Origin of the sequence: Bacillus sp. CH_48 (genome assembly GCF_038008465.1) — a bacterium.
Classification (GTDB): domain Bacteria; phylum Bacillota; class Bacilli; order Bacillales; family Bacillaceae_G; genus Bacillus_A; species Bacillus_A thuringiensis_S.
Genome location: NZ_JBBOZF010000001.1, coordinates 5,776,790 through 5,798,860, shown reverse-complemented (window position 1 = coordinate 5,798,860; position 22,071 = coordinate 5,776,790). Strand labels below are relative to the sequence as shown.

Below are 22,071 nucleotides of genomic sequence, written 5' to 3'. Positions count from 1 at the left end.
TTTATTGGAGGGGGATTAATTTGCTTCAAAAAAGTTTTAAGCAAGAGAAAACGGTACCGGCCTTAAAGATGATAGCGTCAATGGTTATCTTTGGATCAGTTGGATTTTTTTCTGTTCAAACAAACTTGCCTTCGTTTGAATTAGTGTTTGTAAGGTGTATTTTTGCGACAATATTTTTAAGTGTATGCTGGTTGCTTACAGGGCAATATAAACAAGATAAATGGGAACGAAAAGAAGTTATTCAAGTTTTAATATGTGGCTTTTTCTTAGTATTTAATTGGGTTTTCTTATTTAAAGCCTTTGAAAATATGTCAGTTACAATTGCTATCTCAGTTTATCATCTTGCACCAGTAATTGTACTGTTAATTGGAAGTATCGTCTTTAAAGAAAAATTAACATTAATATCTATCATTTCAATAATTGTGTGTTTTGTGGGAGCTTTATTAATTGCTGGTATCGATGGAAGCTTCTCTGTAGGCTCATTAATGTCTTCAGGTATGATATGGGGATTTCTTGCAGCTCTCTTTTATGCATTTACAACTTTATTTGGTAAAGGGATTAACAAAATGAGTGCGTATGCAATGACATTTTTACAAACATTCTTGGGGATATTTCTTTTAATACCATTTATAGATTTAGATGCTTTTAGTGGCCTCACTCAAAGTAATTGGACATATATTATAGCTACTGGTTTTATTCACACTGGGATAGTGTATTATCTGTTTTTTGATAGTTTACGCCATTTATCTACAAAAACAATCTCAATATTAGTTTTTTTAGATCCGGCAGTGGCAATATTATTAGATACTGTACTTACTGGATTCCGTCCAACTTTAATGCAAATAACAGGAATTCTTTTTATTTTTATTGGCATGACTTTAACATTAAAAAAATCTAAAGATAAAAAACTGAGTCAAAAAGAAAATCGAATTGAAAGCGATGCTAGTATATCTCAACAATGATGAAATATATTGTGTATAAAACGATAAACCTTGCATGAATCATGCAGGGTTTATTTGGTCTAATATAATTCATATTTATAATATATGTTTTTTAACATGCTTTTGATTCACTTATATTTATTTGACTATAAATTTACAAAAATGTATATAAAACCTTATTTTTGATAATATATAAGTAATAAATTCATAGAATTGGAGTGATGAGATGCAGCCGTTAGAAAGGGAGATTCATTCTAATATGCTGAAAGTGTGGAGGATTCACGCTTTAATTGGGGCGGCAGTTATACTAACAGTCGTAATTGCATATTTCTTTTTCATGATTAACTTTAACTGGTGGGGGTGGTTGTTTGGACTATTAGTAACAGGAGCCATTACATTTATTCCACTTGATTATTTTGTGTTTCCAAATTTACGTCAGCGCTATTATAGTTACAGATTAAATGAAGAAGAGATTGAGATTCAAAAGGGAATGTTTGTTGTAGAACGCGTACTTATTCCGATGATCCGTGTGCAGCACGTAACGATTGAGCAAGGGCCGATTATGAGAAAGTATAATTTAGCAGAATTACACATTTCAACAGCCGCAACTTCTCATAGTATCCCAGGTTTAACGAAAGAAGAAGCAGAACAGCTGAAAAGACAAATTGGAGAACTTGCGAAAGTGAGTGATGAGGATGTATAAGAGGCAACATCCGATCACGATATTGTTAGGTATTAGGGTTGCGAGTTTGTTGCCACTTATTATTCTTGTTTTATTTAAACCTGATGAACAAGTGGAACCTTGGTATTTATTTTATCTTTTCCTTCTGGTTGTTTTATTCATCATGGCTATTTTTTCAGCAATTAAATGGTATTTTAAAGTGTACTGGATTGAGAATAATATGTTACATGTAAAGCACGGTGTTTTTGTAAAGAAGGAAAGCTATTTAAATAAAGAGCGTGTACAAAATATTAGTACGTCTTCTAACTTCATTTATCAAATGCTCGGACTCATGAAGTTAAATATAGAAGTAGCCGGTGGTGGTAATGAACCAGAAGTGATGTTGGCTGGTATTAAAGAAGACGAGGCAAAACATTTAATCTCTGTATTACATAAGAAAGAAACTACTGTAAAAGAAGAAATAGAAGAGGAAGAAAGCAAGACGGTTTATCAGTTAACAGCGAAAGAGGTTTTAGCCGCAGCGATTACATCTGGTCGGTTCGGACTAGTGTTCTCTGGACTAGTACTTCTTTACACAAAGTTTGATTTTGTTCTTCCTGAAGGATTCACAAGTAAAGTAGAAGCGTATGTGATGGGAAACGGTGTTTATAAACTAATTGTAATTGCATTAATTTTAATGGCAATTTCATGGATTATTTCCACGGCTGGATATGTGTTGAAATATGCAAACTTTAAAATTGGGCGAAAAGGGGAAGAGATTCGTATCGTTCAAGGATTATTTGAAAAGAAAGAGTTTGTCTTAAAATTGCACCGCATTCAAGCGATTACTGTAAAAGAAGGTATGCTTCGCCAGCCGTTTGGCTATTGTGCTGTTGAAGTGGAAGCAATTCAAAGTATTGGAGCAGCAAGTAACGAAGTAATGTTGCATCCATTTATGAAGAAAAAAGATGTACAGCACCTGCTCACATATTTAGAGTTACCTTATGAAATCGAAGCGGAGATCGTTCACTTACCAAAAACAGCGTTGCGTCGTTATTTCATTATGGGCTGGTTAATAAGTATCATACTCACAGTTCTAATTGCCAGCGTGAGTATATATTTTAAACAATATATTGCGTTGTTTGTTATTTTACCGTTATTTATCGTGTTTTCGTTACTTGCGTATGCTAGATATAAAAGTGGTGGTTATGAATTAAGAGAAAATCAACTAACGGTTGTATATCGTAATTTTTCGAAATATACAGGAATAATGCGAAGAAGACATGTTCAAGCAGTAGGTTATAATCAATCGTATTTTCAAAGAAAAGATGAATTATGTACAACTCTTGTAGCGGTAGCCGGGCGCGGTTATGAAGTAAAGCATATGAGAAAAAAAGATTCGCTTCGTATATATAATTGGTACAAAGAAAAAGGAAACACCGATGTGTAGTGGTGTTTCCTTTTTGTTATTAAATGGATACCTTTAGTCGAATCGTTGATATATTTCAAGATGTGATAGATAAATTGAAAAAATCGTTGATATATTTCAAGATGTGATAGATAAATTGAAAAAATCGTTGATATATTCAAAGATATGATAGATATATTCGAAAAATCGTTGATATATTCAAAGATGTGATAGATATATTCGAAAAATCGTTAATATAATTTCACGTACTGATAGTGTTGTATTACTTTCTAATTAAACTAACACATCAAAAGTAGTCACGAACGACGGACGAGAGAAAATACTCTTTTGCTGTTCAGCATGTGGATGCGCCTGTGCTTGTCCTTCTGCTTGTGCAGGACGTTTTTTATGAGCGTTTTCGAATGAACGTGATTCTGTCCAGTCTTTAAAGTTTTGCTCCGTTTCCCACATCGTTAAGATGACATATGTATCGTTACTTAATGGGCGTAGAACACGGATCGCTTGGAATCCTGGTTCGTTTTCAATAAGGCCTGCACGGTTTTTAAAACGGTTTTCAAATACTGGGCGACCTTCGTCTGTTACAGAAATATTGTTACAAACGATATAGCCAGGTTGTCCTTTAAATTCACCGACAGCATCTAGTACGTCATACTGAAGTGAGCCTTCTACAGATTCTTCTGTATTTTCTTTATAAAACATATTTTTCTCATCATTTTTTGCAGTGAAATGTGCTTGTTCTAGAGGTGTTTCGTATGAAATAATAGCCTTCATTTTAATGCCCCCTTAATAGTTTGTTTCTATTATATCAACTCTCTTAAAAAACTTCGAAGATTATATACATAAAGATACTTCTTTTTCAAATAATAAATGTACCATCATTTGGAAAGAAGGCCGATGTATGAAGAAAGTAAAGTGGACTTTATTAGGTGGCGTCGCAACGTTTATAGTAGCGATTGTACTCTATAAACTTATCGTGTTAGCTGGTGGCTATATGATGGATGAAAAGCAGCTCGTTTTCCACTCTTCATCACGTATCGTTGACCAGAAAGGGAAAGAAATTACGAAATTATACGTAGAAAATAGGGAGCTCGTACCGATCGAGCAAATTCCGAAGTATGTGCAGCAGGCGTTTGTTGCGGTGGAAGATTCTCGTTTTTATGAGCATCAAGGAATTGATTATCCGTCTATATTCCGTGCTCTTTATAAAGATACGTTAGCTGGAGAAAAGCTAGAGGGCGGTAGTACCATTACGCAGCAACTCGCTAAAAATGTCTTTTTAACTCGTGAAAAAACATTTACGCGCAAATTGAAGGAAGTCGCAATTTCTCTTCAATTAGAGCAAAAATATACGAAGCAACAAATTCTTGAAATGTATATGAATCATATTTATTTTGGTCATGGGGCTTACGGTATTCAAGCAGCAGCAAAGCTGTATTTTAATAAAAATGTTGAGGATTTAACAGTAGAGGAAGGGGCAATGCTTGCAGGCCTTCCGAAGTCACCAAACGGATATTCACCGTACTATTCTGCAGAGAAGAGTAAGGAACGCCGCGATCTAGTATTGTCACTTATGCATAAACAAGGCTATTTGACTGCCGAAGATAGCGTACGTTATCAAGGAAAGACGATTGCTTTATATAAAAACTTAGACGAAAATGAGCTCGCATATATGCCGTATATTGATATGGTCATAGATGAAGCAGCTCGTTTATACGGATTGTCTCATCAAGAAGTACTTCGCGGAGGATATACGTTTGTCGTACCTATGGATGAAAAAATTCAAAAGGTAGCGTATAACCAGTTTCAAGATGCAAGGAATTTTCCTGGGAAAGAAGAAGGGGCACAAGGTGCATTTTTATTAATGGATAATCATACGGGAGGGATTAAAGCGGCGATTGGGGGAAGAAAGTACGTCCCGAGAGGATTTAATCGTGTTTTTGCCAAAAGGCAGCCCGGATCTGTTTTAAAACCACTTATCGTTTATGCACCAGCACTAGAAACGAAAAAGTATAATCCGTATTCTTTATTAACGAATGAAAGAAATTCTTTTGAAGGGTATGAACCTCGAAATTATAATCATGAGTATTCAAAAGAAATGACGATGTATGATGCGATTTTAGAGTCGGCAAACGTACCGGCAGTTTCTTTATTAAATGAGTTAGGGGTAGAAGAAGGAAAGCAATATTTAGAAAAAGGAAATGTCCATATTGCAGATGCTGGTTTAAGTACAGCGCTTGGCGGATTGAAAAATGGCGTTTCAACATTTGATCTTGTAAAAATGTATCGTTCATTTTTAGCAAATGGAAATATTATCGAGCCGCACGTTATTGATAAAGTATTAAATAGACACGGTGCAGTCATTGGGGAATCACCGAAAGTAGAGACGAAAATTTTTTCGAAACAGACGGCATGGTATATGACGAAAATGTTAGAAGGAGTTGTGAAGGAGGGGACAGCGAGAGCAGGTGTATATAACGGTGCGCTAGCTGGAAAAACGGGTACAACTTCATTGCCAAATGACGATAAGGGAGCAAGAGATATGTGGTTCGTCGGCTATACACCGAACTTAGTAGGCGCTGTTTGGATTGGTTATGACCGTACGGATAAGGAACATCAGTTGCAAGGAGAAAGTGCATCTGCGACAAAATTGTTTAAGAAAATTTTAACGAAGGCTAATGTAGAACATAAAGAGAAGTTTATGAAGCCTGAAGGTGTGGAAACAATCGGTGCTCCGATTCGGCTGCGCAAAATTGAAGATGTAAAAATGAAACTATCATTTAGCCCTTTCGGTTTATTTAAAGCAAAATTAAGTTGGACGCCACTTCCAGATAACAGAATTATGTACCGAATCTATAGAGTGGAGAACGGAATTCATACGCATGTTAGCACTGTAAATGGTGCTGGAGAATATGAGGAAAAGTTCGTTAACATATTTTCAAAACCGAGCTTTTACGTTGTACCATATAATTCACAAACGAATCGCGAAGGAGAAAAGTCAAAAGTAGCTAAACCATAGTTTTTCTCTGTGTTATAATAAGAATGTTGTGAAAATAGTAAGCGTTTTTACGAATGTTTGTGTCAATTTAATGAACAACGTACATAATATTATGCATTTTGTTTTTACAAGCTGTATAGTAAAAAAAGATAAATATCGAACGTATTCGAAGCATTGGTAAGGAAGGGAGCAAGGGTCTTGGTAAGAACTATAAATGAGACATTTTTAAAAGCATGTAGGGGGGAACGTACCGATTATGTACCAGCATGGTATATGCGTCAAGCAGGTCGTTCACAGCCGGAATATAGAAAGATTAAAGAAAAGTATTCTTTATTTGAAATTACACACAATCCAGAGTTATGTGCTTACGTTACAAAATTGCCGGTTGATCAATATAACGTAGACGCAGCAATTCTTTATAAAGATATTATGTCACCACTACCTGCAATTGGTGTGGATGTAGAAATTAAATCAGGTATTGGCCCAGTTATCGATAACCCAATCCGTTCTTTACAAGACGTAGAAAAACTAGGGGAAATCAATCCAGAAGATGATGTACCGTACATACTAGATACAATTCGTTTATTAACGACAGAAATGTTAGACGTACCGTTAATCGGTTTTTCAGGAGCTCCATTTACATTAGCGAGCTATATGATTGAAGGCGGTCCATCTCGTAACTACCATAATACGAAAGCGTTCATGTATGCAGAGCCAAAAGCTTGGTTTGCTTTAATGGATAAGCTAGCAGATATGGTTATTACATATTTAAAAGCGCAAATTAACGCAGGAGCAAAAGCAGTTCAAATTTTCGATTCTTGGGTTGGAACAGTAAATGTAGCAGATTACCGCGTATTTATTAAACCAGCAATGGAGCGTATTTTTGCAGAAGTTCGCCCTATGGGTGTACCGATGATTATGCACGGCGTAGGAGCTGCACACTTAGTGAATGAGTGGCACGATTTACCGCTTGATGTAGTCGGCTTAGACTGGCGTTTACCAATTGAAGAAGCACGTGCACGCGGCGTTCATAAGGCGGTACAAGGAAATATGGACCCTTCATTCTTACTTGCGCCATGGTCTGTTATTGAAGAACATGTAAAAGGTATTTTAGATCAAGGGATGAAAGAGCCTGGTTATATCTTTAACTTAGGACACGGTGTATTCCCAGAAGTAAATCCAGATACATTAAAACGTTTAACTACATTTATTCATGAATACTCTAAAGGGCAGTTAGCGAAGTAAAGGAGAATTGCTGTATGAAAAAGAAAATTGGTTTGCTTGTAATGGCATATGGAACGCCATATAAAGAAGAAGATATTGAACGTTACTATACACATATTCGCAGAGGAAGAAAGCCAAGTCCTGAAATGCTGGAAGATTTAACAGAGCGTTACCGTGCAATTGGTGGTATTTCTCCTTTAGCTACTATTACATTAGAGCAAGCTAAGAAGTTAGAGAAGCGTTTAAATGAAGTGCAAGATGAAGTAGAGTACCATATGTATCTTGGTTTAAAACATATTGAACCGTTTATTGAAGATGCGGTGAAAGATATGCATAACGACGGAATACAAGATGCAATCGCACTTGTTCTTGCACCTCACTATTCTACGTTTAGCGTGAAATCATACGTTGGACGAGCACAAGAAGAAGCTGAGAAACTTGGGAACTTAACAATTCACGGCATCGATAGCTGGTATAAAGAGCCGAAATTCATCCAGTACTGGGTTGATGCAGTGAAAGGTATATATAACGGTATGTCAGATGCAGAGCGTGAAAAAGCAGTATTAATCGTATCTGCACATAGCTTACCAGAGAAAATTATTGCAATGGGCGATCCATATCCAGATCAATTAAATGAAACAGCTGATTATATCGCGCGCGGAGCTGAAGTAGCAAACTATGCAGTAGGCTGGCAAAGTGCAGGAAACACACCAGATCCTTGGATTGGTCCAGATGTACAAGATTTAACGAGAGAACTAAATGAAAGGCACGGTTATACTTCATTCGTATATGCACCAGTTGGATTTGTTGCTGAACATTTAGAAGTTTTATATGACAACGACTTTGAGTGTAAAGTTGTAACGGATGAAATTGGTGCGAAATATTATCGTCCAGAAATGCCAAATGCATCGGACGCATTTATTGATTGTTTAACAGATGTTGTATTAAAGAAAAAAGAATCTGTACTGTAAGAAGAAAGGGGGAGCCTGCTTGAGGAAAAAAGTTGTGATCGTCGGCGGAGGCATAACGGGATTAACAGCAATGTATAACTTACAAAAAAATATTCATGAAAAAAACTTGCCGATTGATACATTACTTATAGAAGCATCGGGTAAACTTGGCGGAAAAATTCAAACCGTTCGAAAAGATGGATTTACAATTGAACGCGGACCGGATTCTTTCTTAGCACGAAAAGAAAGTGCAGCTAGATTAGTGAAAGAATTAGGTCTTGGCGATGAACTTGTAAATAATCAAGCCGGTCAATCATTTATCCTCGTAAACAATCGGTTACATAAAATGCCGAGCGGATCAATGATGGGAATTCCAACGCAAATTACGCCGTTTCTATTTTCCGGGCTGTTCTCCCCAATTGGTAAACTAAGAGCTGGTTTTGATCTATTAATGCCGAGGTCAAAGCCAGTATCTGACCAATCACTCGGACAATTTTTCAGACATCGCCTCGGAAACGAAGTGGTTGAAAACTTAATAGAACCGTTACTATCGGGTATTTATGCAGGGGATATTGATGAAATGAGCTTAATGTCAACATTCCCGCAAATGTATCAGATTGAGCAGAAACATCGCAGTATTTCACTCGGTATGCGTACGCTCGCTCCGAAAGAAGAGAAAGCTAAACCGAAAAAAGGAATCTTCCAAACAGTGAAAACAGGTTTAGAATCTATCGTAGAATCTCTCGAAGTAAAGATGCATGAAGGTACGATAATAAAGGGAACTCGCATTGAAAAAGTTGCAAAACAGGGTGATGGTTATACAATTACTCTTAGTAATGGAAAAGAAATAGAAGCGGACGCCATCGTAGTGGCAACTTCGCATAAAGTATTGCCGTCCATGTTTGCTCAGTACAAGCAGTTTCGTTTCTTCCGTAATATTCCGGCCACATCCGTTGCGAATGTGGCACTTGCTTTCCAAAAGTCAGCAATCCGGCGCGATATTAATGGTACAGGATTTGTCGTATCACGAAATAGCGATTACACGATTACAGCATGTACGTGGACGCATAAAAAATGGCCACATACAACGCCAGAAGGAAAAACACTCCTTCGCTGTTACGTTGGACGTGCTGGTGATGAAGCGGTTGTAGAACAAACTGAAGAAGAACTCGTTCAGCTCGTACTAGAAGATTTAAGAAAAACGATGGATATTACAGAGGATCCAGAATTTACAATCGTAAGCCGCTGGAAAGAAGCGATGCCTCAATATACAGTAGGCCATAATGAGCGAATGAAAAAGCTCACAACATTTATGCAGAAAGAGTTGCCTGGTATATACTTGGCAGGTAGCTCCTATGCTGGTGCTGGACTTCCAGATTGTATTAATCAAGGTGAGGAAGCTGCAAAGCGTGTATTATCTCATTTGGAGAAAGTAATAGATGCTGAATTAATCGCACAATAAACGAAACGCCTTCAATTATATTGAAGGCGTTTCGTTTATTGTATAAAATACTTATTCGCCAATAAACATATATAAGTTATTTGGCTTTATAACGGCATCTCCTGCATAAATAACCCACTCTGTTAAGTTATCAAAATCTAAATGATAACTATTTCCTTCACTCATATCTTCTATAAAATATGGTTCATTAATGAGTATTCCTTGAATGAAATCTTCCGTAATGTTTTGCATTTCAAACCACATATGTTCACTTTTTCCTTCTTCGTAGGAGACACCAAACTTAGCAAGGAAACGAAAATCTTCATTTGATTGTTCAATGTGAAAAATGTTGCTGAAATACCCGAAAGTATTTTTCGCATTGTAAGCCATACGATTGGTTTCACTATTTGTTTTATAGAACATGAGCCCTGTAGCTTCCTCGTGTTCTTTGAAAAAACTTTCAATATATTCTTCTGAAGTATTAAATTTGAATAAGAGAACGGATGGAGATTGATGGTATTCATCTCGGGCATCCATTCCGCCTAAGAATGTATTTTGTGCATCTATTGGTTGTAGTTTCACTTCTTCATCCTCGATTGAAGATAATTGGTCCATACTCGTTTTATGCCCTATATAAGATAATCCTTTTTCCCACGGAACAGCGACTGTATGTATAGAACCTTGCTGACTATGCGCGATAACGATAGGCTCATTCATAGGGACTTGTCCATTTTCAACCGCATTATTAGCAAATGTTTGAAAGAGATCGCTAATGCCGTAGTAGGAAGAAATGCGATTTGGAATAATTAACTCTATTTCAGTTACGCCTGCTCTTAAAAGACCGTGTGTATGAAACCAATATTGCGTAGGCTCATCATCTTTATCGTCTTCATAAACAGAATGAATAACGTACAAGTCAGGAATGTCAGGTAATAATTCATTTTCAACGTGATATTCAATATAGCTTCTAGATATCACTTTCATTGCTGCACTTGAATCGATTACAAATAACAAATCTGGGGCGAGATTCCATAAAAACTGTAACTGCTGGAAAAGCAGTCCAGTACATCGCCTACAAATAGCGTACGAGTGAAAATTTCAGTGCCGAAAGCCGCATCTTCAAAATTACGATCTACGATTGTAGAATCTTGTCTATTGTACATTTTATATTCTTCTGGGTCATTCGCCTCATCAATATGCAGTTCATACGGTATGATTGCTTCATCCATATGTAACTCAACAATAAGGCTTGTCTCATCACTATAAACAATTTTTAACTCATCAACTTTAGTAGCGATAGTCTCTAGCCGCTGTTTTAACTGCTCAATTGTAATTCTAGTTGGTATAACAGCAATCATATCTGAAAAATGACGTTCTAATGTTCCATTCATAGCTGCGCGGTATGTTTCTGTTTGCACTTCCATCCAATCACTCCTATTCAAATGAATCCATTTTACATGCCAATCAAATGTCGATATTTTCTGTTTTCTCTCTCTAACATTATAGAGTGCATTTGTAGAAGGTGTAAAATTATTATTTTGTATTATAGGTTGAAAGCTTGTAAATTAAATAAATCTTTTGTAAAATTTGTCGAAAAATAGTTCTATATAACGAATCATTTGTTATGATAGAAATGCTGAGAAAATATGAAATATGGAGAGGAAAATGGCTGTGAAGAAATTGTTAAGTGTCTTTTTATCATTCTTGCTATTGCTTTCATTTACTGGAACTTTAGCGCAAGCAGAAGAAACTGCTTCTATGTCAGTAGAAAAAGCAATTCAAGTATTTAAGCAGCAAGGGAAAACGAAGGGGATAGTGGAAGGGTACATTGTTGGATATACGCAAAGTTCTTCTAAATATACGAAGGATCCAGCTAAGTTTGATGATACAAACGTAGCAATTGCAGATTCGCCAAACGAAACGAATCCAGACAAAATCATGCCTGTTCAGTTGCCAAAAGGTGATGTGAGAACGGCAGTGAATGTAAAAGATCATCCTGAAAATATCGGGAAGAAAGTTAGTTTGACTGGGACTCTTGAATTATATTTTAGTAACCCAGGTTTAAAATCAGTAACAGCTTATAAGTTTCAAGGTGAAGGCCAAAACCGTGTTAGCGATGTAGTAGCTTCACCGAACGGTGGAGAAGTTGCTAAAGGAACAGCGGTAACATTAACGACGAATACAGAAGGGGCAACAATCTACTATACGTTAGATGGCTCTAATCCTACTAATAAAAGCGTTCGTTATAATGGACAAATTGTAGTGAATGAAAATAGTGTAGTGAAAGCAATCGCAGAAAAAGAAGGGCTTACTTCTTCAGCAATTTCGACGTTTTCGTTTATTATCGTAAATAATGAACAGGTTCGTATTCATGACATTCAAGGAAAATCACATATGTCTCCTTACAACGGGAAGAAAGTATACAATGTGGAAGGCGTTGTCACAGCGCTTGATAAAAACGGCTTTTATATAGAAGACAATCAGCTAGATAATGATCCAGCTACTTCAGAAGGTATGTACGTATACAAAAAAGATGCGAATGTAGCAGTAGGAGATCTTATTCAAGTTGATGGAGTAGTAGAAGAATATGTTGGACCAGGATATGCAGAGCGATTTGAAACAGACTTAACGACGACAGAAATTAAGGCGAGTCGCGTTGTTGTAATCGCAAAAGATCAATCTTTACCAGCACCGATTGTACTTGGGGAAAACGGTGTGAAAATCCCGGATCAGATTATTGATAATGATGCATTTGGTTTATTTGATCCAAATGAAGATGCAATCGACTTCTATGAAAGTATAGAAGGTATGCGTGTTACGATGCCAACACCAAAAATTATTGCACCTCAGAAAAACGGAAATTTATATGTAACAGTAAAAAATGGTGGAGATAAAATAGTAACACAATATGGCACACCTCTATTAGATGAAAATCAATTAAACCCAGAGCGTCTTTCTGTAAAAGTGCCTCGCGATTATGTAGCAAAAGTAGGAGATACTTTCACTGGAGATATAACAGGGGTAGTAGGATATGATTACGGTTCTTTCCGTATTTCGCCAATAACAGAATTGCCAGCTGTAGTGGATGGTGGATTTAAGCAAGTAGGGGCAAATATTCAGCCTCGTCTTGATAAGTTAACAGTTGCTACATATAACATTGAAAACTTCTCGGCGAATAAAAAAGAAACAACAGATGAAAAGGTAAAAGCGTTAGCGTATTCTATTAAATACAATTTAAAAATGCCAGATATTATCGGTGTAGAGGAAATGCAAGATAATAACGGATCAATTAATGACGGTACAACAGATGCGTCATTGAGCGCAAAACGTATCATTGATGCAGTTCTAGAAATTCGTGGACCGAAGTATGAGTATGTAGAAATTGCTCCAAACAATAATCTAGACGGAGGAGCACCAGGAGCGAATATTCGCGTCGGTTTCTTCTACAACCCATCACGCGTGAAATTAGCAGCAGTACCGAAGTTACTTGATAAAAATGTGGTTCGCATTGGAGACGAAAGTTCATTATTTGAAAGTACACGTAAACCGTTAGCGGCAGAATTTACGTTCCAAGGACAAAACGTTGTTGTCGTTGCAAATCACTTAAACTCAAAAATAGGGGATGCAACGCCATTTGGAAAAGTGCAACCGCTCGTATTAAAAAGTGAAGACAAACGAATTCAGTTAGCACAAGAAGTAAATCAATTTGTACAAGGAATTCAGAAAAAGAACACAAATGCACCAGTTGTTGTGTTAGGAGATATGAACGATTTTGAGTTTGCTAAACCACTAAAAGCACTAGAAGGAACAAACTTAAAGAATATGTTAAACACAGTGCCGAAAGAGAATCGTTACACGTACATTCACGAAGGAAATGCACAAGTGTTAGATCATATTTTAGTAACAAACAACATCGCACCGCACACAATTGTAGATCCAGTGCACTTAAACTCAAACATAATGAAAGAGCACGGACGTGTAAGCGATCATGACCCAGTACTTGCTCAAATTGATTTGAAGAAAGCTTCTTAAAGAAAGGAACGCTTAGGTGACTGAGCGTTCTTTTTTGTTTCTGCATCAATAGTATAAAGAGATGATTCCTTTTTTTGTAATCTGATGATAAAATTAATTGAATATTCAGTCGTTAGGAGGGCAGCGATGCAAGCACGAATAAATGGAAAATTAATGAATCAGTTTGCAATTTTTTTTAGTACGATCGTCATGCTTCAGTTTGTAGCTGATATAACAGGACTTACAAGTAATTTAGACATTACGTATAACTTAATACATACAGCAACTTCTTATATAACATTTAGTTTGGCGGTTATTTTCACTTTAATAGGTGCAAGAAGAGAATTAAGTAAATATGCAATTGCTTCATTATGTTTAGTAGTGGCGATTAAAGCAATTTATTTTGTAGCGGTTGTTATTTTATGGGGATTGGCTGGTACACCGTAAATGAATAGTAAATAAAACCCTAATTTCCAATATAGTAAGGAAATTAGGGTTTTATTATACTTGAAAAGCCTTTCTACACCGCTCTCTTCTTTGCAACCTTCTTCTATATTTTTTTCTATCACGCTTTACTCCTTGTATGTACATGAATAAACTAACGAGAAGGAAAAAAGTGCATTGCATCGTTAAAATATACGGCGACATGCCATGCAACGGTTGTTTTGGGTCATATAAATGAAAAGGCGCTCCGCCTATTGTAGGGAATATCGTATTTAGCAGGACGTATGGAATGGAGGCAACTGCAAATGGGAAGAGAATCGCCATATAGTCCTTTTGTGACCACGCAGATGCTGCAAGTCCTAAAAGGGCCATTAAACCTGCAAATAAAAAATTAATTCCGATATATACAGTAATGTAAGTGAGGGGAGATTCGTAATATAAGTTTGCAAACATCCCATTATCATTTATAATGCCTGAACCAGCCGTCGGTTCTCCGTCTGGAATGGTTAATTTGCAAAATAATAACGATAAGATGAATGGAAATGTATAAAGAAGTCCGCCACAAAAGAATGTAACGATATATTTCGTTACTGAATAAGGGAACAAAGAAATCCCTTTACTTACAAACGGTTTAAAACCATCTGATTTATCCGAATTGTAACTTGTACTAAAGGGGAAACTAGCAATAACGGGCATTAATAATAAATAAACATCCATTTCATTGTCGCGAAATCCAATCCATTTAAAAGCTGTTGTTACAAACGCATCCGTTCCATCCCCAATGTAACGAATTACATAATAATAATGGTAAATAAAAATAAGAGCTAGTCCACTAAACATAATAATTAAAGAAACACGATTACAAAAAGCTTGCTTTATATTTAAACGAAGCGCACGCATCATGACTGAAAAAGCCTCCACTATTTTGATAAACTTGTCTATTTTCTATATTACTATTAATTGTAAAGATTTTCTTGTTTTTTTATTTGATTATTTGAAAAAGAGGAATTTTGTTGTTGTGAAGTAAGGTTTAATCATATATCTTAAGAACACCTTTTCCTTTTCTCTTTTCTTCTGATAAACTATGGACAGTATGATATACACTGACTGGAATTTTTTTATACTGGAAATAATAAAAAAGAGAACTTGTCTAGAATGTAAGCGTGTGGTAATATCAAAGGTGTACTGATTGACTATATTATCCAATTGGTCATTTTTGGAGGTGAAGATGTGGCGATAGATCGAAAACGTTCTATTATTGAAGCTGCAACAAAGTCTTTTTCAGCGTTCGGTTATAAAGCAACAACGATGGATCAAGTAGCGAAGTTAGCGAATGTAGGAAAAGGAACGATTTATACTTTTTTCAAAAATAAAGAAGAGCTATTTGGTGAAATTATTTCTAATTTAATTACAGAAATGAAGCAAGTTGCAGAAAGTGCAATTCGTTCAGATGTTTCATTTTTTGAAAATGTACATAGAGCATTATATAGCATCTTGGAATTTAGAAAAGAACATCAGCTCATGATTAAATTAATTCAAGAAGAGCGCGATATGGGAACGAAAGAAGTACAAGAAGTCATGCAACAAGTTGATGTGGAAATCGTTTCTGTTATTCAATCGTATTTAAAGATTGCGATTGAAAAAGGTGAAATTAGCAAATGTGATCCCGAAATTACAGCATTTATTATGCTTCGTCTATATGTATCGCTTATTTTTGATTGGGAAAAAAATCATGAACCGCTAGAAAAAGAAAAAATTGCAGAGTTATTTGAACTTTATTTACTAAAAGGATTGTCAAACTAAGATAATCCTTTTATTATTATAAAAAGTGACCGAGTGAACAAAATGGTCATATATTTAATTTAAGGAGGGAAAATAGAAATAGTAATTTCATATTGAATAAAAGTTGCATAGTATAAATTCGGGGATAAGGCATATGTATGAATAAGTATAGCCTTTTTATTTGGGAGAAAATGACCAAATGAACAATTCGGTCATTTAGAAAAGGGGGAGAAATGATGAAATGGAATCAGTTGCTTCGTAAAGAGTTTACTGAAATTATAAAAAGTAAAAAAATATTAATTCCAATTATCGCGGTATTATTCGTACCAATTTTATATGCAGGTATGTTTTTATGGGCCTTTTGGGATCCGTATAAACAGTTAGATGATTTACCAGTTGCGGTAGTCAATTTAGATAAAGGTGCAGTATTTGATGGGAAACCAATTGAGGTCGGAAAAGGGCTCGTTGATAACTTAAAAGATAATACAAGTTTCAAATGGGAATTTGTAAGTGAAAAAGAAGCGAAAAAAGGAATGGAAGGTAGAAAGTATTACATGCTAGTACGCATTCCAAATGACTTCTCAAGTAACGCTACAACGTTATTAAAAGATGATCCAAAACCATTAAACTTAGAATACATTCCAAACGAAAGCTTAAACTTCTTATCTTCACAAATTGGCGGAACAGCAATTGAAAAAATTAAAGGTGAAGTATCAAGTACGTTAACGAAAACATATGCAGAGAAAATGTTTGATTCTATTCAAGACGTCTCAAAAGGATTAGCAGATGGGGCGGAAGGAGCAAATAAACTACACGACGGATCAAGTGAGCTGCACGATGGTTCAAGTAAAGTGACGGACGGCCTTCATACACTTCAAGGGAAGTCTGGGGAGATGAAGGGTGGGGTTGGGAAACTATTTGATGGATCTGGGAAAGTGACAGCAGGTTTAAATACGTTAAATAGCAAAACAGGTGAGATGCAAACAGGTATCGGAAAGTTAGTAGATGGCTCCGGAAAAGTAACAGATGGTTTACATGTATTAAATAGCGATGCCGGTATCGGAAAATTAGTAGATGGCTCCGGAAAAGTAACAAACGGCTTAAATACGTTAAATAGTAAAACCGATGAAATGAAAAAAGGAATTAGTGAATTGCATGATGGATCTGAGAAAGTAACAAACGGTTTGAGCATATTGATAAGTAAAACAGGCGAATTAAAAACAGGAACAACTGAACTATCAAATGGTATGGAAAAACTTGCGGGAGGGCAAAGTCAATTAGAGAAAGTTTCTCAAGAGATTCAAAAGGGTTTGCAAGAGTTAAATAATAAAGTGCAAAACTCTGTTGCAGGATTAGGGGATATGCAGTTGAAAGTTCCTGCTATGTTGAATACAGTAAATGAGAAAATAGATGGTGCTGGGGCGAATGTAAATCAGTTAAATGAATTTACGCAATCAACAGCAGGAGATGCAAAAACTGCAGCGCAAGATGTAGCGAATTTACAAAAGCAAATTGAAAGTTTACCAAAAGAATATCAAGAGCAGTTACAACCATTCATAACAAGTGCCGTAAAAAGTACAACGACAGTTCAGCAAAAAGCTGCCGGAGTAGCAGGTGGAACAAATAAATTAAATGAAGAAGTAAAACAATTAAAAGGTGAAATCGGTGAAAAGACAAGTGGGATGCAAAGCAAAATGCCGAATCCGGAAGATGTAGGAAATTTAACGAGTGGTATTAAAAAATTAACGAATGCACAAAACGAATTTGTAAGTAAGTTTCATGGATTAGGTGAAGGATTAGGTAATGCTAAAGTAGGTGTAGATCGATTAAAAAACGGATCAGGGCAATTAATTGATGGTGTAAATCAATTGTTTGATGGATCTGGAAAGGTAACAGAAGGCTTAGGTACATTATCTGTAGGAGCAAACCAAATGGCAGGTGGTGTAAATCAATTAGCAGATGGTTCAAGCCAAGTAACAGGCGGTTTAGGTCAATTATCTGTAGGCGTAACGAAATTAGCGGATGGTTCAAGCCAAGTAACAGGCGGTTTAGATACATTATCTGCAGGAGCAGGTCAAATGTCAGGCGGAATAACGCAATTAGCAAATGGCTCTGGCCAAGTGACAACAGGATTAAGTACATTGTCAACAGGCTCAACCCAGCTAATCGACGGCGTAAATAAACTAGCAGACGGATCAGGAAAAGTAACGGATGGCCTCGTAAAAGTAAATGATGGTTCCGGTGAACTTGCTGAGAAACTTGGCGAAGGGGCAGAGAAAACTGGTGAAGTAAAAGGAACCGATAAAACGTATGATATGTTTGCAAGTCCTGTAAAAGTGAAGACGGAGAAAATGGCGGAAGTTCCTAACTACGGAACTGGATTTACACCGTATTTCTTATCACTCGGTTTATTTGTTGGGGCGCTACTATTATCTATCGTATATCCATTACGTGATACAGTGGGCGTTCCGAAATCTGGATTTAGTTGGTTTATTAGTAAGTTTGGTGTACTACTATCAGTTGGTATTATCCAAGCGATTGTAGCAGATGTTATATTACTGTTCGGATTAGGTGTAGAAGTACAAAGTATTCCGTACTTCATACTCTTTAGCATCGTTACAAGTTTAGCGTTTATTGCATTAATTCAATGTTTAGTAACAGCATTCGGTGATGCAGGGCGTTTCATCGCCATCATCACATTAATTATTCAGCTTACAACAAGTGCTGGAACATTCCCGTTAGAGTTAATTCCGAAGTTTTTACAACCATTTAATGCTTGGTTACCGATGACATACTCTGTATCAGGATTGAAAGCAGTCGTATCAAGCGGAGACTTTAACTTCATGTGGCAAAACATAGGAATGCTCATGATCTTTATCGTTGTATTATCACTTGGAACGATCGCTTCCTTAACTTTGATGCACAAACGCCAATTTAAAAATGTTGCTGAAAATCAATCGGTTGAAGCGTAGAAAAAAGCACCTTTTTGGTGCTTTTTATTTTAATAGAGGGCATCTTTTCATTAGTTCATCAATAAATCTTTCTAAAAGCTATAGAAACGAAAGAAAAGGAATTACAACAATTTACAGAGAAAACTAGAATAGAGGAGTTGATATGATGAAAGGAAATCTTACTTATTATTTTATCGTAAATCCGCTAATCCTCTTTCTTGTTTACGCCCTTTCACCTATGTTGTTTCATAAAGAAAAATATATAAATATAAAAGATGCACTAGGAATAGTTTTAGTTTACTATGTGCTAATTAGTGGGTATTACTTTATGTGTGTTGTAAGTGAAAGAATGAAGAAAAATAATAGGGATAAACAATAAAGTTGTATTATTTAAAAACCGATGGAGGATAACAAAATGACCGAAAATGAAATGGAATTCAGAGATACGACCATTCGTAACTTTTTTGATAAAGAGAATCGCTTAAAATCGATTCCAGGTCAAAAGAAGAAAAAACTAGTATTGTTAGAGCATTTAGTTAGCAAGTTAAATGCTGAAAATCAATATACAGAAAAAGAAATTAATACATTTATAAAACAATATCATGATGATTTTTGTACAATTAGACGTGAATTTATTGTACATAGGTTTATGGATAGAGAGGATAGTATGTACCGTATAAACGGGAGAGAAGTTTGGACGAAGTGGGAGGAGTTAAAATAATGAATCAGCGAGGGGATCCCCGCTGATTATAAGCCTGTGCTAGTCTTGCTGTTTCTTTGTAGTAAGTCTATGAACGCTTCAACATTCGAACTTGTAATGTATCCAAGCGTTATATATTCATCTTCATAGTAAAATATTATTTTTTTGTCAAAGATTCTTCTCTTCGTTTCTATGGATAGAATTTTTTCATAATCAAATTCGGCAATGAATGTGTTTTTATATTGGCTAAAAAAGAGAAGTCTTTGATTAGTAGCAAGTAACATGCCAGGATACGGGACTTTATGCGTAATCATATAGCCAGTAAGTGAACATTTTAAAGTAGATAAAATTTTTTCTTCTTTATGTAATAGTTGTTTTGCATCTGTTAAGATTGGGTTCATTCCATAAATTCCTTTTATTTTGATTTATGAATATTGTATCAAGAGTAAAAAGATTCTCAATATGTAATATTGCATATTGGACGTTTTATAGTTTTAATATTATTTTTAAAAAGAAAAAGTACGAGGTGATTCAATGATACGGTTAGTAAAAGAGACTGATGCAGAAGCAATTATGAATATTAGAAAAGAAATTATATTATCGGAAACTACTACAAAATTTTTCATAGTATCCCCAAAGAAGTTACCGAATGATAGTAATGCAGAAAGAGAAAAGATACGGAAAAGCAATGAGAAAGGTAATCTCTATATCGTGTATGAAGTAGATAGGAAGGTAGTTGGCTTTTTACTTTTCAACCGATATGAACTAGAACGGTTACAACACGCAGGCACAATGGGAATGGGGATTAAAGAGGCGTATTGTAATCAAGGCATCGGCACGAAATTAATTGAATTTCTTATTAGTTGGGCTAAAGGGCAGAAAGGTTTAGAGAAAATTTGCTTAGGTGTAGTTTCTGTTAATGATCGGGCAATTAAAGTGTACAAACGTATGGGTTTTGTAGAAGAAGGGAGACAACGAAAGCAAATAAAGTATGAAGATGGATCATATGGAGACGACGTATTGATGGGCTTTTATATTGAATAAAGGATATATGGTATTAAGAAAAGGAATGTACCTACCGTAAATGTCTAAAAGCAGTATATTGCCCCTCCATTAACAGACTTTTACCTATGTATAATATTAATATAGTAAAATCATAACAACCGATATTGCAGTTTCCAATAATATACTATATAATCAATTTAAGAAAACGTTTTCATGCAAAGGGGGAGAATTTCGTGTCGACTATAGAGGACGTGGCGAAATTAGCGGGGTTATCAAGGACAACGGTTTCTAGGGTGATTAATAATCATCCATATGTTTCAGATGAGAAGAAAAAAAGGGTTCAATTAGCAATGAAGCATTTAGGCTTTGTTCCTAATTCTGCGGCGAGAAGGCTTCGTAAACAAAAAACGGAAACAATTGCGGTGCTAGTTCCAAGGATTACAAATCCTTTTTTCAGTAGATTTATTGAAGCAATCGAGATTGCAGCTTCTGAACATAAATATAAACTGATTATTTGTCAAACAAGATATTTACCTGAAAAAGAGATGGAGTATTTACAATTATTATCTACGAAACAAGTAGATGGGATTATTCTATGTTCACTAGAAAATCCGTGGGAAGATGTAGAGCCATACTTACAGCACGGTCCAATCGTGTTATGTAATGAATATATTGAGGAAGCAAATATTCCAACAGTGAAGTTTGATCATGCGCAAGGAGCATACATAGCTGCGAAGCATGTGTTAGATCAAGGATATCGCAATCTTATTTTTTGCCGTGGTAACGAAACCAAATTAGTTAGCCAGCAGCGAAAAATGGGCTTTTTACGTGCAATAACTGAGAAGAGCCGCCAAGTAGAAGCGATTGATTTTCTTGAAAACGCTTTCTCTTGGGAGGATGGAAAACGAATATTCCATGAAGTATTAAAGGACAAAAAAAATCCTACCGCGATTTTGGCAGGAGGCGATGAGGTAGCAGCTGGAATTATCTCAGAGGCGAAGCACCATAACTGGAGCATTCCAGATGATCTCGCTGTTATCGGTTTTGATAATCAAATATTATCACAGATTACAGAGCCAGGTATTACGACAATTGAACAGCCAATCGATGAGATGGCCCGAAAAGTTGTCGACCTGATGATGGATAAAATCCATACGAAAAATTATCGACAAAAAGAATTGTATGAGTTTGAACTGGAGCTCTTGGTGAAAGGTTCAACGATGAAGAAGGATACGATGTTATTAGCCTAGTAGACTATGTCTGCTAGGTTTTTTTATGTTCATAAACTACTATTCTTCGTGAACGCAGTCATCACATTTGTTATGGTATGCTTCGTGTTGCTCATCAATTTCTTTCCCACAGTGCGCACAAGTTTTCGTCGGTAAATTTCTGAAAAACTCCATTGGTTGATCGATCATGTCAATCCCTCCATTTCCATTTCTTACTATTATTGTATTAGTACAAAAAATAAAAGTCAACAACTGTTTTATAACAAAATTGAAAATTAATGAAAAAGTTTAGGAAATGGATTATAGTT

The 22,071-nt window shown here is 35.8% G+C and carries 19 protein-coding genes and 1 pseudogene; 15 read left to right on the top strand and 5 right to left on the bottom strand.

Annotation, left to right across the window (positions count from 1 at the left end; translation table 11 throughout):
• Positions 1-20 precede the first annotated feature (20 nt).
• From N2V92_RS29350 to N2V92_RS29340, 3 genes are all read left to right on the top strand, one after another.
• Entirely contained in the window at positions 21-962 is a 942-nt protein-coding gene (locus N2V92_RS29350; protein ID WP_000939629.1) for a DMT family transporter, read from the top strand.
• A gap of 205 nt (positions 963-1,167) precedes the next feature.
• Positions 1,168-1,644 carry a PH domain-containing protein gene (locus N2V92_RS29345; protein WP_001182720.1) on the top strand — a complete coding sequence of 159 codons (477 nt, stop codon included), beginning with the start codon at positions 1,168-1,170 and terminating at the stop codon, positions 1,642-1,644.
• The gene (locus tag N2V92_RS29340; RefSeq protein WP_000278153.1) at positions 1,637-3,052 is read left to right on the top strand and encodes a PH domain-containing protein; all 1,416 of its coding nucleotides are present in this window, start codon (positions 1,637-1,639) and stop codon (positions 3,050-3,052) included. The genes N2V92_RS29345 and N2V92_RS29340 overlap by 8 nt, the downstream gene beginning before the upstream one ends.
• A gap of 252 nt (positions 3,053-3,304) precedes the next feature.
• Here the strand turns inward: N2V92_RS29340 and hmoB are convergent, their stop codons facing one another.
• Positions 3,305-3,802, bottom strand: coding sequence for a heme-degrading monooxygenase HmoB (hmoB, locus tag N2V92_RS29335; RefSeq protein WP_000644060.1), 498 nt, complete (start codon positions 3,800-3,802; stop codon positions 3,305-3,307).
• 127 nt (positions 3,803-3,929) lie between these two features.
• Here hmoB and N2V92_RS29330 point away from each other — a divergent pair, with 127 nt between their 5' ends.
• The 4 genes from N2V92_RS29330 (at position 3,930) to hemY (ending at position 9,662) form a co-directional block, all read left to right on the top strand.
• Positions 3,930-6,047, top strand: coding sequence for a transglycosylase domain-containing protein (locus tag N2V92_RS29330; protein ID WP_042597272.1), 2,118 nt, complete (start codon positions 3,930-3,932; stop codon positions 6,045-6,047).
• A 177-nt stretch (positions 6,048-6,224) separates the two neighbouring features.
• A complete protein-coding gene (gene hemE, locus N2V92_RS29325; protein WP_000252608.1) occupies positions 6,225-7,271 on the top strand; it encodes a uroporphyrinogen decarboxylase in 1,047 nt (348 codons plus the stop codon).
• A gap of 14 nt (positions 7,272-7,285) precedes the next feature.
• A complete protein-coding gene (gene hemH, locus N2V92_RS29320; RefSeq protein ID WP_000726782.1) occupies positions 7,286-8,221 on the top strand; it encodes a ferrochelatase in 936 nt (311 codons plus the stop codon).
• Positions 8,222-8,240: 19 nt separating this feature from the next.
• Positions 8,241-9,662, top strand: coding sequence for a protoporphyrinogen oxidase (gene hemY / locus N2V92_RS29315; protein ID WP_001228109.1), 1,422 nt, complete (start codon positions 8,241-8,243; stop codon positions 9,660-9,662).
• Between the two features lie 51 nt (positions 9,663-9,713).
• Here hemY and N2V92_RS29310 read toward each other — a convergent pair.
• Positions 9,714-11,065: pseudogene (locus tag N2V92_RS29310) on the bottom strand (DUF4026 domain-containing protein).
• 241 nt (positions 11,066-11,306) lie between these two features.
• Between N2V92_RS29310 and N2V92_RS29305 the strand changes: the two are divergent.
• A complete protein-coding gene (locus tag N2V92_RS29305; RefSeq protein WP_016097880.1) occupies positions 11,307-13,673 on the top strand; it encodes a DUF6359 domain-containing protein in 2,367 nt (788 codons plus the stop codon).
• 126 nt (positions 13,674-13,799) lie between these two features.
• Positions 13,800-14,099 carry a hypothetical protein gene (locus N2V92_RS29300; RefSeq protein WP_001148894.1) on the top strand — a complete coding sequence of 100 codons (300 nt, stop codon included), beginning with the start codon at positions 13,800-13,802 and terminating at the stop codon, positions 14,097-14,099.
• A 54-nt stretch (positions 14,100-14,153) separates the two neighbouring features.
• Here N2V92_RS29300 and N2V92_RS29295 read toward each other — a convergent pair whose 3' ends face one another.
• Positions 14,154-14,999 (bottom strand): hypothetical protein, encoded by an 846-nt coding sequence (locus N2V92_RS29295; RefSeq protein ID WP_000984163.1) that lies wholly within the window; start codon positions 14,997-14,999, stop codon positions 14,154-14,156.
• 327 nt (positions 15,000-15,326) lie between these two features.
• On the opposite strand from N2V92_RS29295, the gene N2V92_RS29290 reads away from it, so the two are divergent.
• The 4 genes from N2V92_RS29290 (at position 15,327) to N2V92_RS29275 (ending at position 19,550) form a co-directional block, all read left to right on the top strand.
• Positions 15,327-15,899 (top strand): TetR/AcrR family transcriptional regulator, encoded by a 573-nt coding sequence (locus N2V92_RS29290; protein WP_000963381.1) that lies wholly within the window; start codon positions 15,327-15,329, stop codon positions 15,897-15,899.
• A 215-nt stretch (positions 15,900-16,114) separates the two neighbouring features.
• A complete protein-coding gene (locus N2V92_RS29285; protein WP_000871872.1) occupies positions 16,115-18,850 on the top strand; it encodes a YhgE/Pip domain-containing protein in 2,736 nt (911 codons plus the stop codon).
• Positions 18,851-18,992: 142 nt separating this feature from the next.
• Positions 18,993-19,208 (top strand): hypothetical protein, encoded by a 216-nt coding sequence (locus tag N2V92_RS29280; RefSeq protein ID WP_014894825.1) that lies wholly within the window; start codon positions 18,993-18,995, stop codon positions 19,206-19,208.
• A 36-nt stretch (positions 19,209-19,244) separates the two neighbouring features.
• Positions 19,245-19,550 carry a DUF2087 domain-containing protein gene (locus tag N2V92_RS29275; RefSeq protein WP_000138200.1) on the top strand — a complete coding sequence of 102 codons (306 nt, stop codon included), beginning with the start codon at positions 19,245-19,247 and terminating at the stop codon, positions 19,548-19,550.
• A gap of 26 nt (positions 19,551-19,576) precedes the next feature.
• On the opposite strand, the gene N2V92_RS29270 is transcribed toward N2V92_RS29275, so the two are convergent.
• Positions 19,577-19,930 carry a PH domain-containing protein gene (locus tag N2V92_RS29270; protein WP_001068229.1) on the bottom strand — a complete coding sequence of 118 codons (354 nt, stop codon included), beginning with the start codon at positions 19,928-19,930 and terminating at the stop codon, positions 19,577-19,579.
• Positions 19,931-20,063: 133 nt separating this feature from the next.
• Between N2V92_RS29270 and N2V92_RS29265 the strand changes: the two genes are divergently transcribed.
• Both N2V92_RS29265 and N2V92_RS29260 read left to right on the top strand, forming a co-directional pair.
• Positions 20,064-20,573: a GNAT family N-acetyltransferase gene (locus tag N2V92_RS29265; RefSeq protein ID WP_000620472.1), complete on the top strand. Its 510-nt coding sequence runs from the start codon at positions 20,064-20,066 to the stop codon at positions 20,571-20,573.
• 194 nt (positions 20,574-20,767) lie between these two features.
• Positions 20,768-21,784 (top strand): LacI family DNA-binding transcriptional regulator, encoded by a 1,017-nt coding sequence (locus tag N2V92_RS29260; RefSeq protein ID WP_000103710.1) that lies wholly within the window; start codon positions 20,768-20,770, stop codon positions 21,782-21,784.
• 39 nt (positions 21,785-21,823) lie between these two features.
• Here the strand turns inward: N2V92_RS29260 and yhfH are convergent, their stop codons facing one another.
• Positions 21,824-21,952 (bottom strand): protein YhfH, encoded by a 129-nt coding sequence (gene yhfH / locus N2V92_RS29255; RefSeq protein WP_000567010.1) that lies wholly within the window; start codon positions 21,950-21,952, stop codon positions 21,824-21,826.
• Positions 21,953-22,071: the final 119 nt, after the last annotated feature.

Bases quoted from the DNA above. Each gene is read 5' to 3' on its own strand.
- N2V92_RS29270 (WP_001068229.1), bottom strand. From the start codon at position 19,930: ATGAACCCAATCTTAACAGATGCAAAACAACTATTACATAAAGAAGAA.
- N2V92_RS29345 (WP_001182720.1), top strand. From the start codon at position 1,168: ATGCAGCCGTTAGAAAGGGAGATTCATTCTAATATGCTGAAAGTGTGG.
- hemH (WP_000726782.1), top strand. From the start codon at position 7,286: ATGAAAAAGAAAATTGGTTTGCTTGTAATGGCATATGGAACGCCATAT.
- N2V92_RS29305 (WP_016097880.1), top strand. From the start codon at position 11,307: ATGGCTGTGAAGAAATTGTTAAGTGTCTTTTTATCATTCTTGCTATTG.
- N2V92_RS29285 (WP_000871872.1), top strand. From the start codon at position 16,115: ATGAAATGGAATCAGTTGCTTCGTAAAGAGTTTACTGAAATTATAAAA.
- N2V92_RS29295 (WP_000984163.1), bottom strand. From the start codon at position 14,999: ATGATGCGTGCGCTTCGTTTAAATATAAAGCAAGCTTTTTGTAATCGT.
- N2V92_RS29340 (WP_000278153.1), top strand. From the start codon at position 1,637: ATGTATAAGAGGCAACATCCGATCACGATATTGTTAGGTATTAGGGTT.
- hmoB (WP_000644060.1), bottom strand. From the start codon at position 3,802: ATGAAGGCTATTATTTCATACGAAACACCTCTAGAACAAGCACATTTC.
- N2V92_RS29330 (WP_042597272.1), top strand. From the start codon at position 3,930: ATGAAGAAAGTAAAGTGGACTTTATTAGGTGGCGTCGCAACGTTTATA.
- N2V92_RS29280 (WP_014894825.1), top strand. From the start codon at position 18,993: ATGATGAAAGGAAATCTTACTTATTATTTTATCGTAAATCCGCTAATC.
- N2V92_RS29265 (WP_000620472.1), top strand. From the start codon at position 20,064: ATGATACGGTTAGTAAAAGAGACTGATGCAGAAGCAATTATGAATATT.
- N2V92_RS29300 (WP_001148894.1), top strand. From the start codon at position 13,800: ATGCAAGCACGAATAAATGGAAAATTAATGAATCAGTTTGCAATTTTT.
- yhfH (WP_000567010.1), bottom strand. From the start codon at position 21,952: ATGATCGATCAACCAATGGAGTTTTTCAGAAATTTACCGACGAAAACT.
- N2V92_RS29275 (WP_000138200.1), top strand. From the start codon at position 19,245: ATGACCGAAAATGAAATGGAATTCAGAGATACGACCATTCGTAACTTT.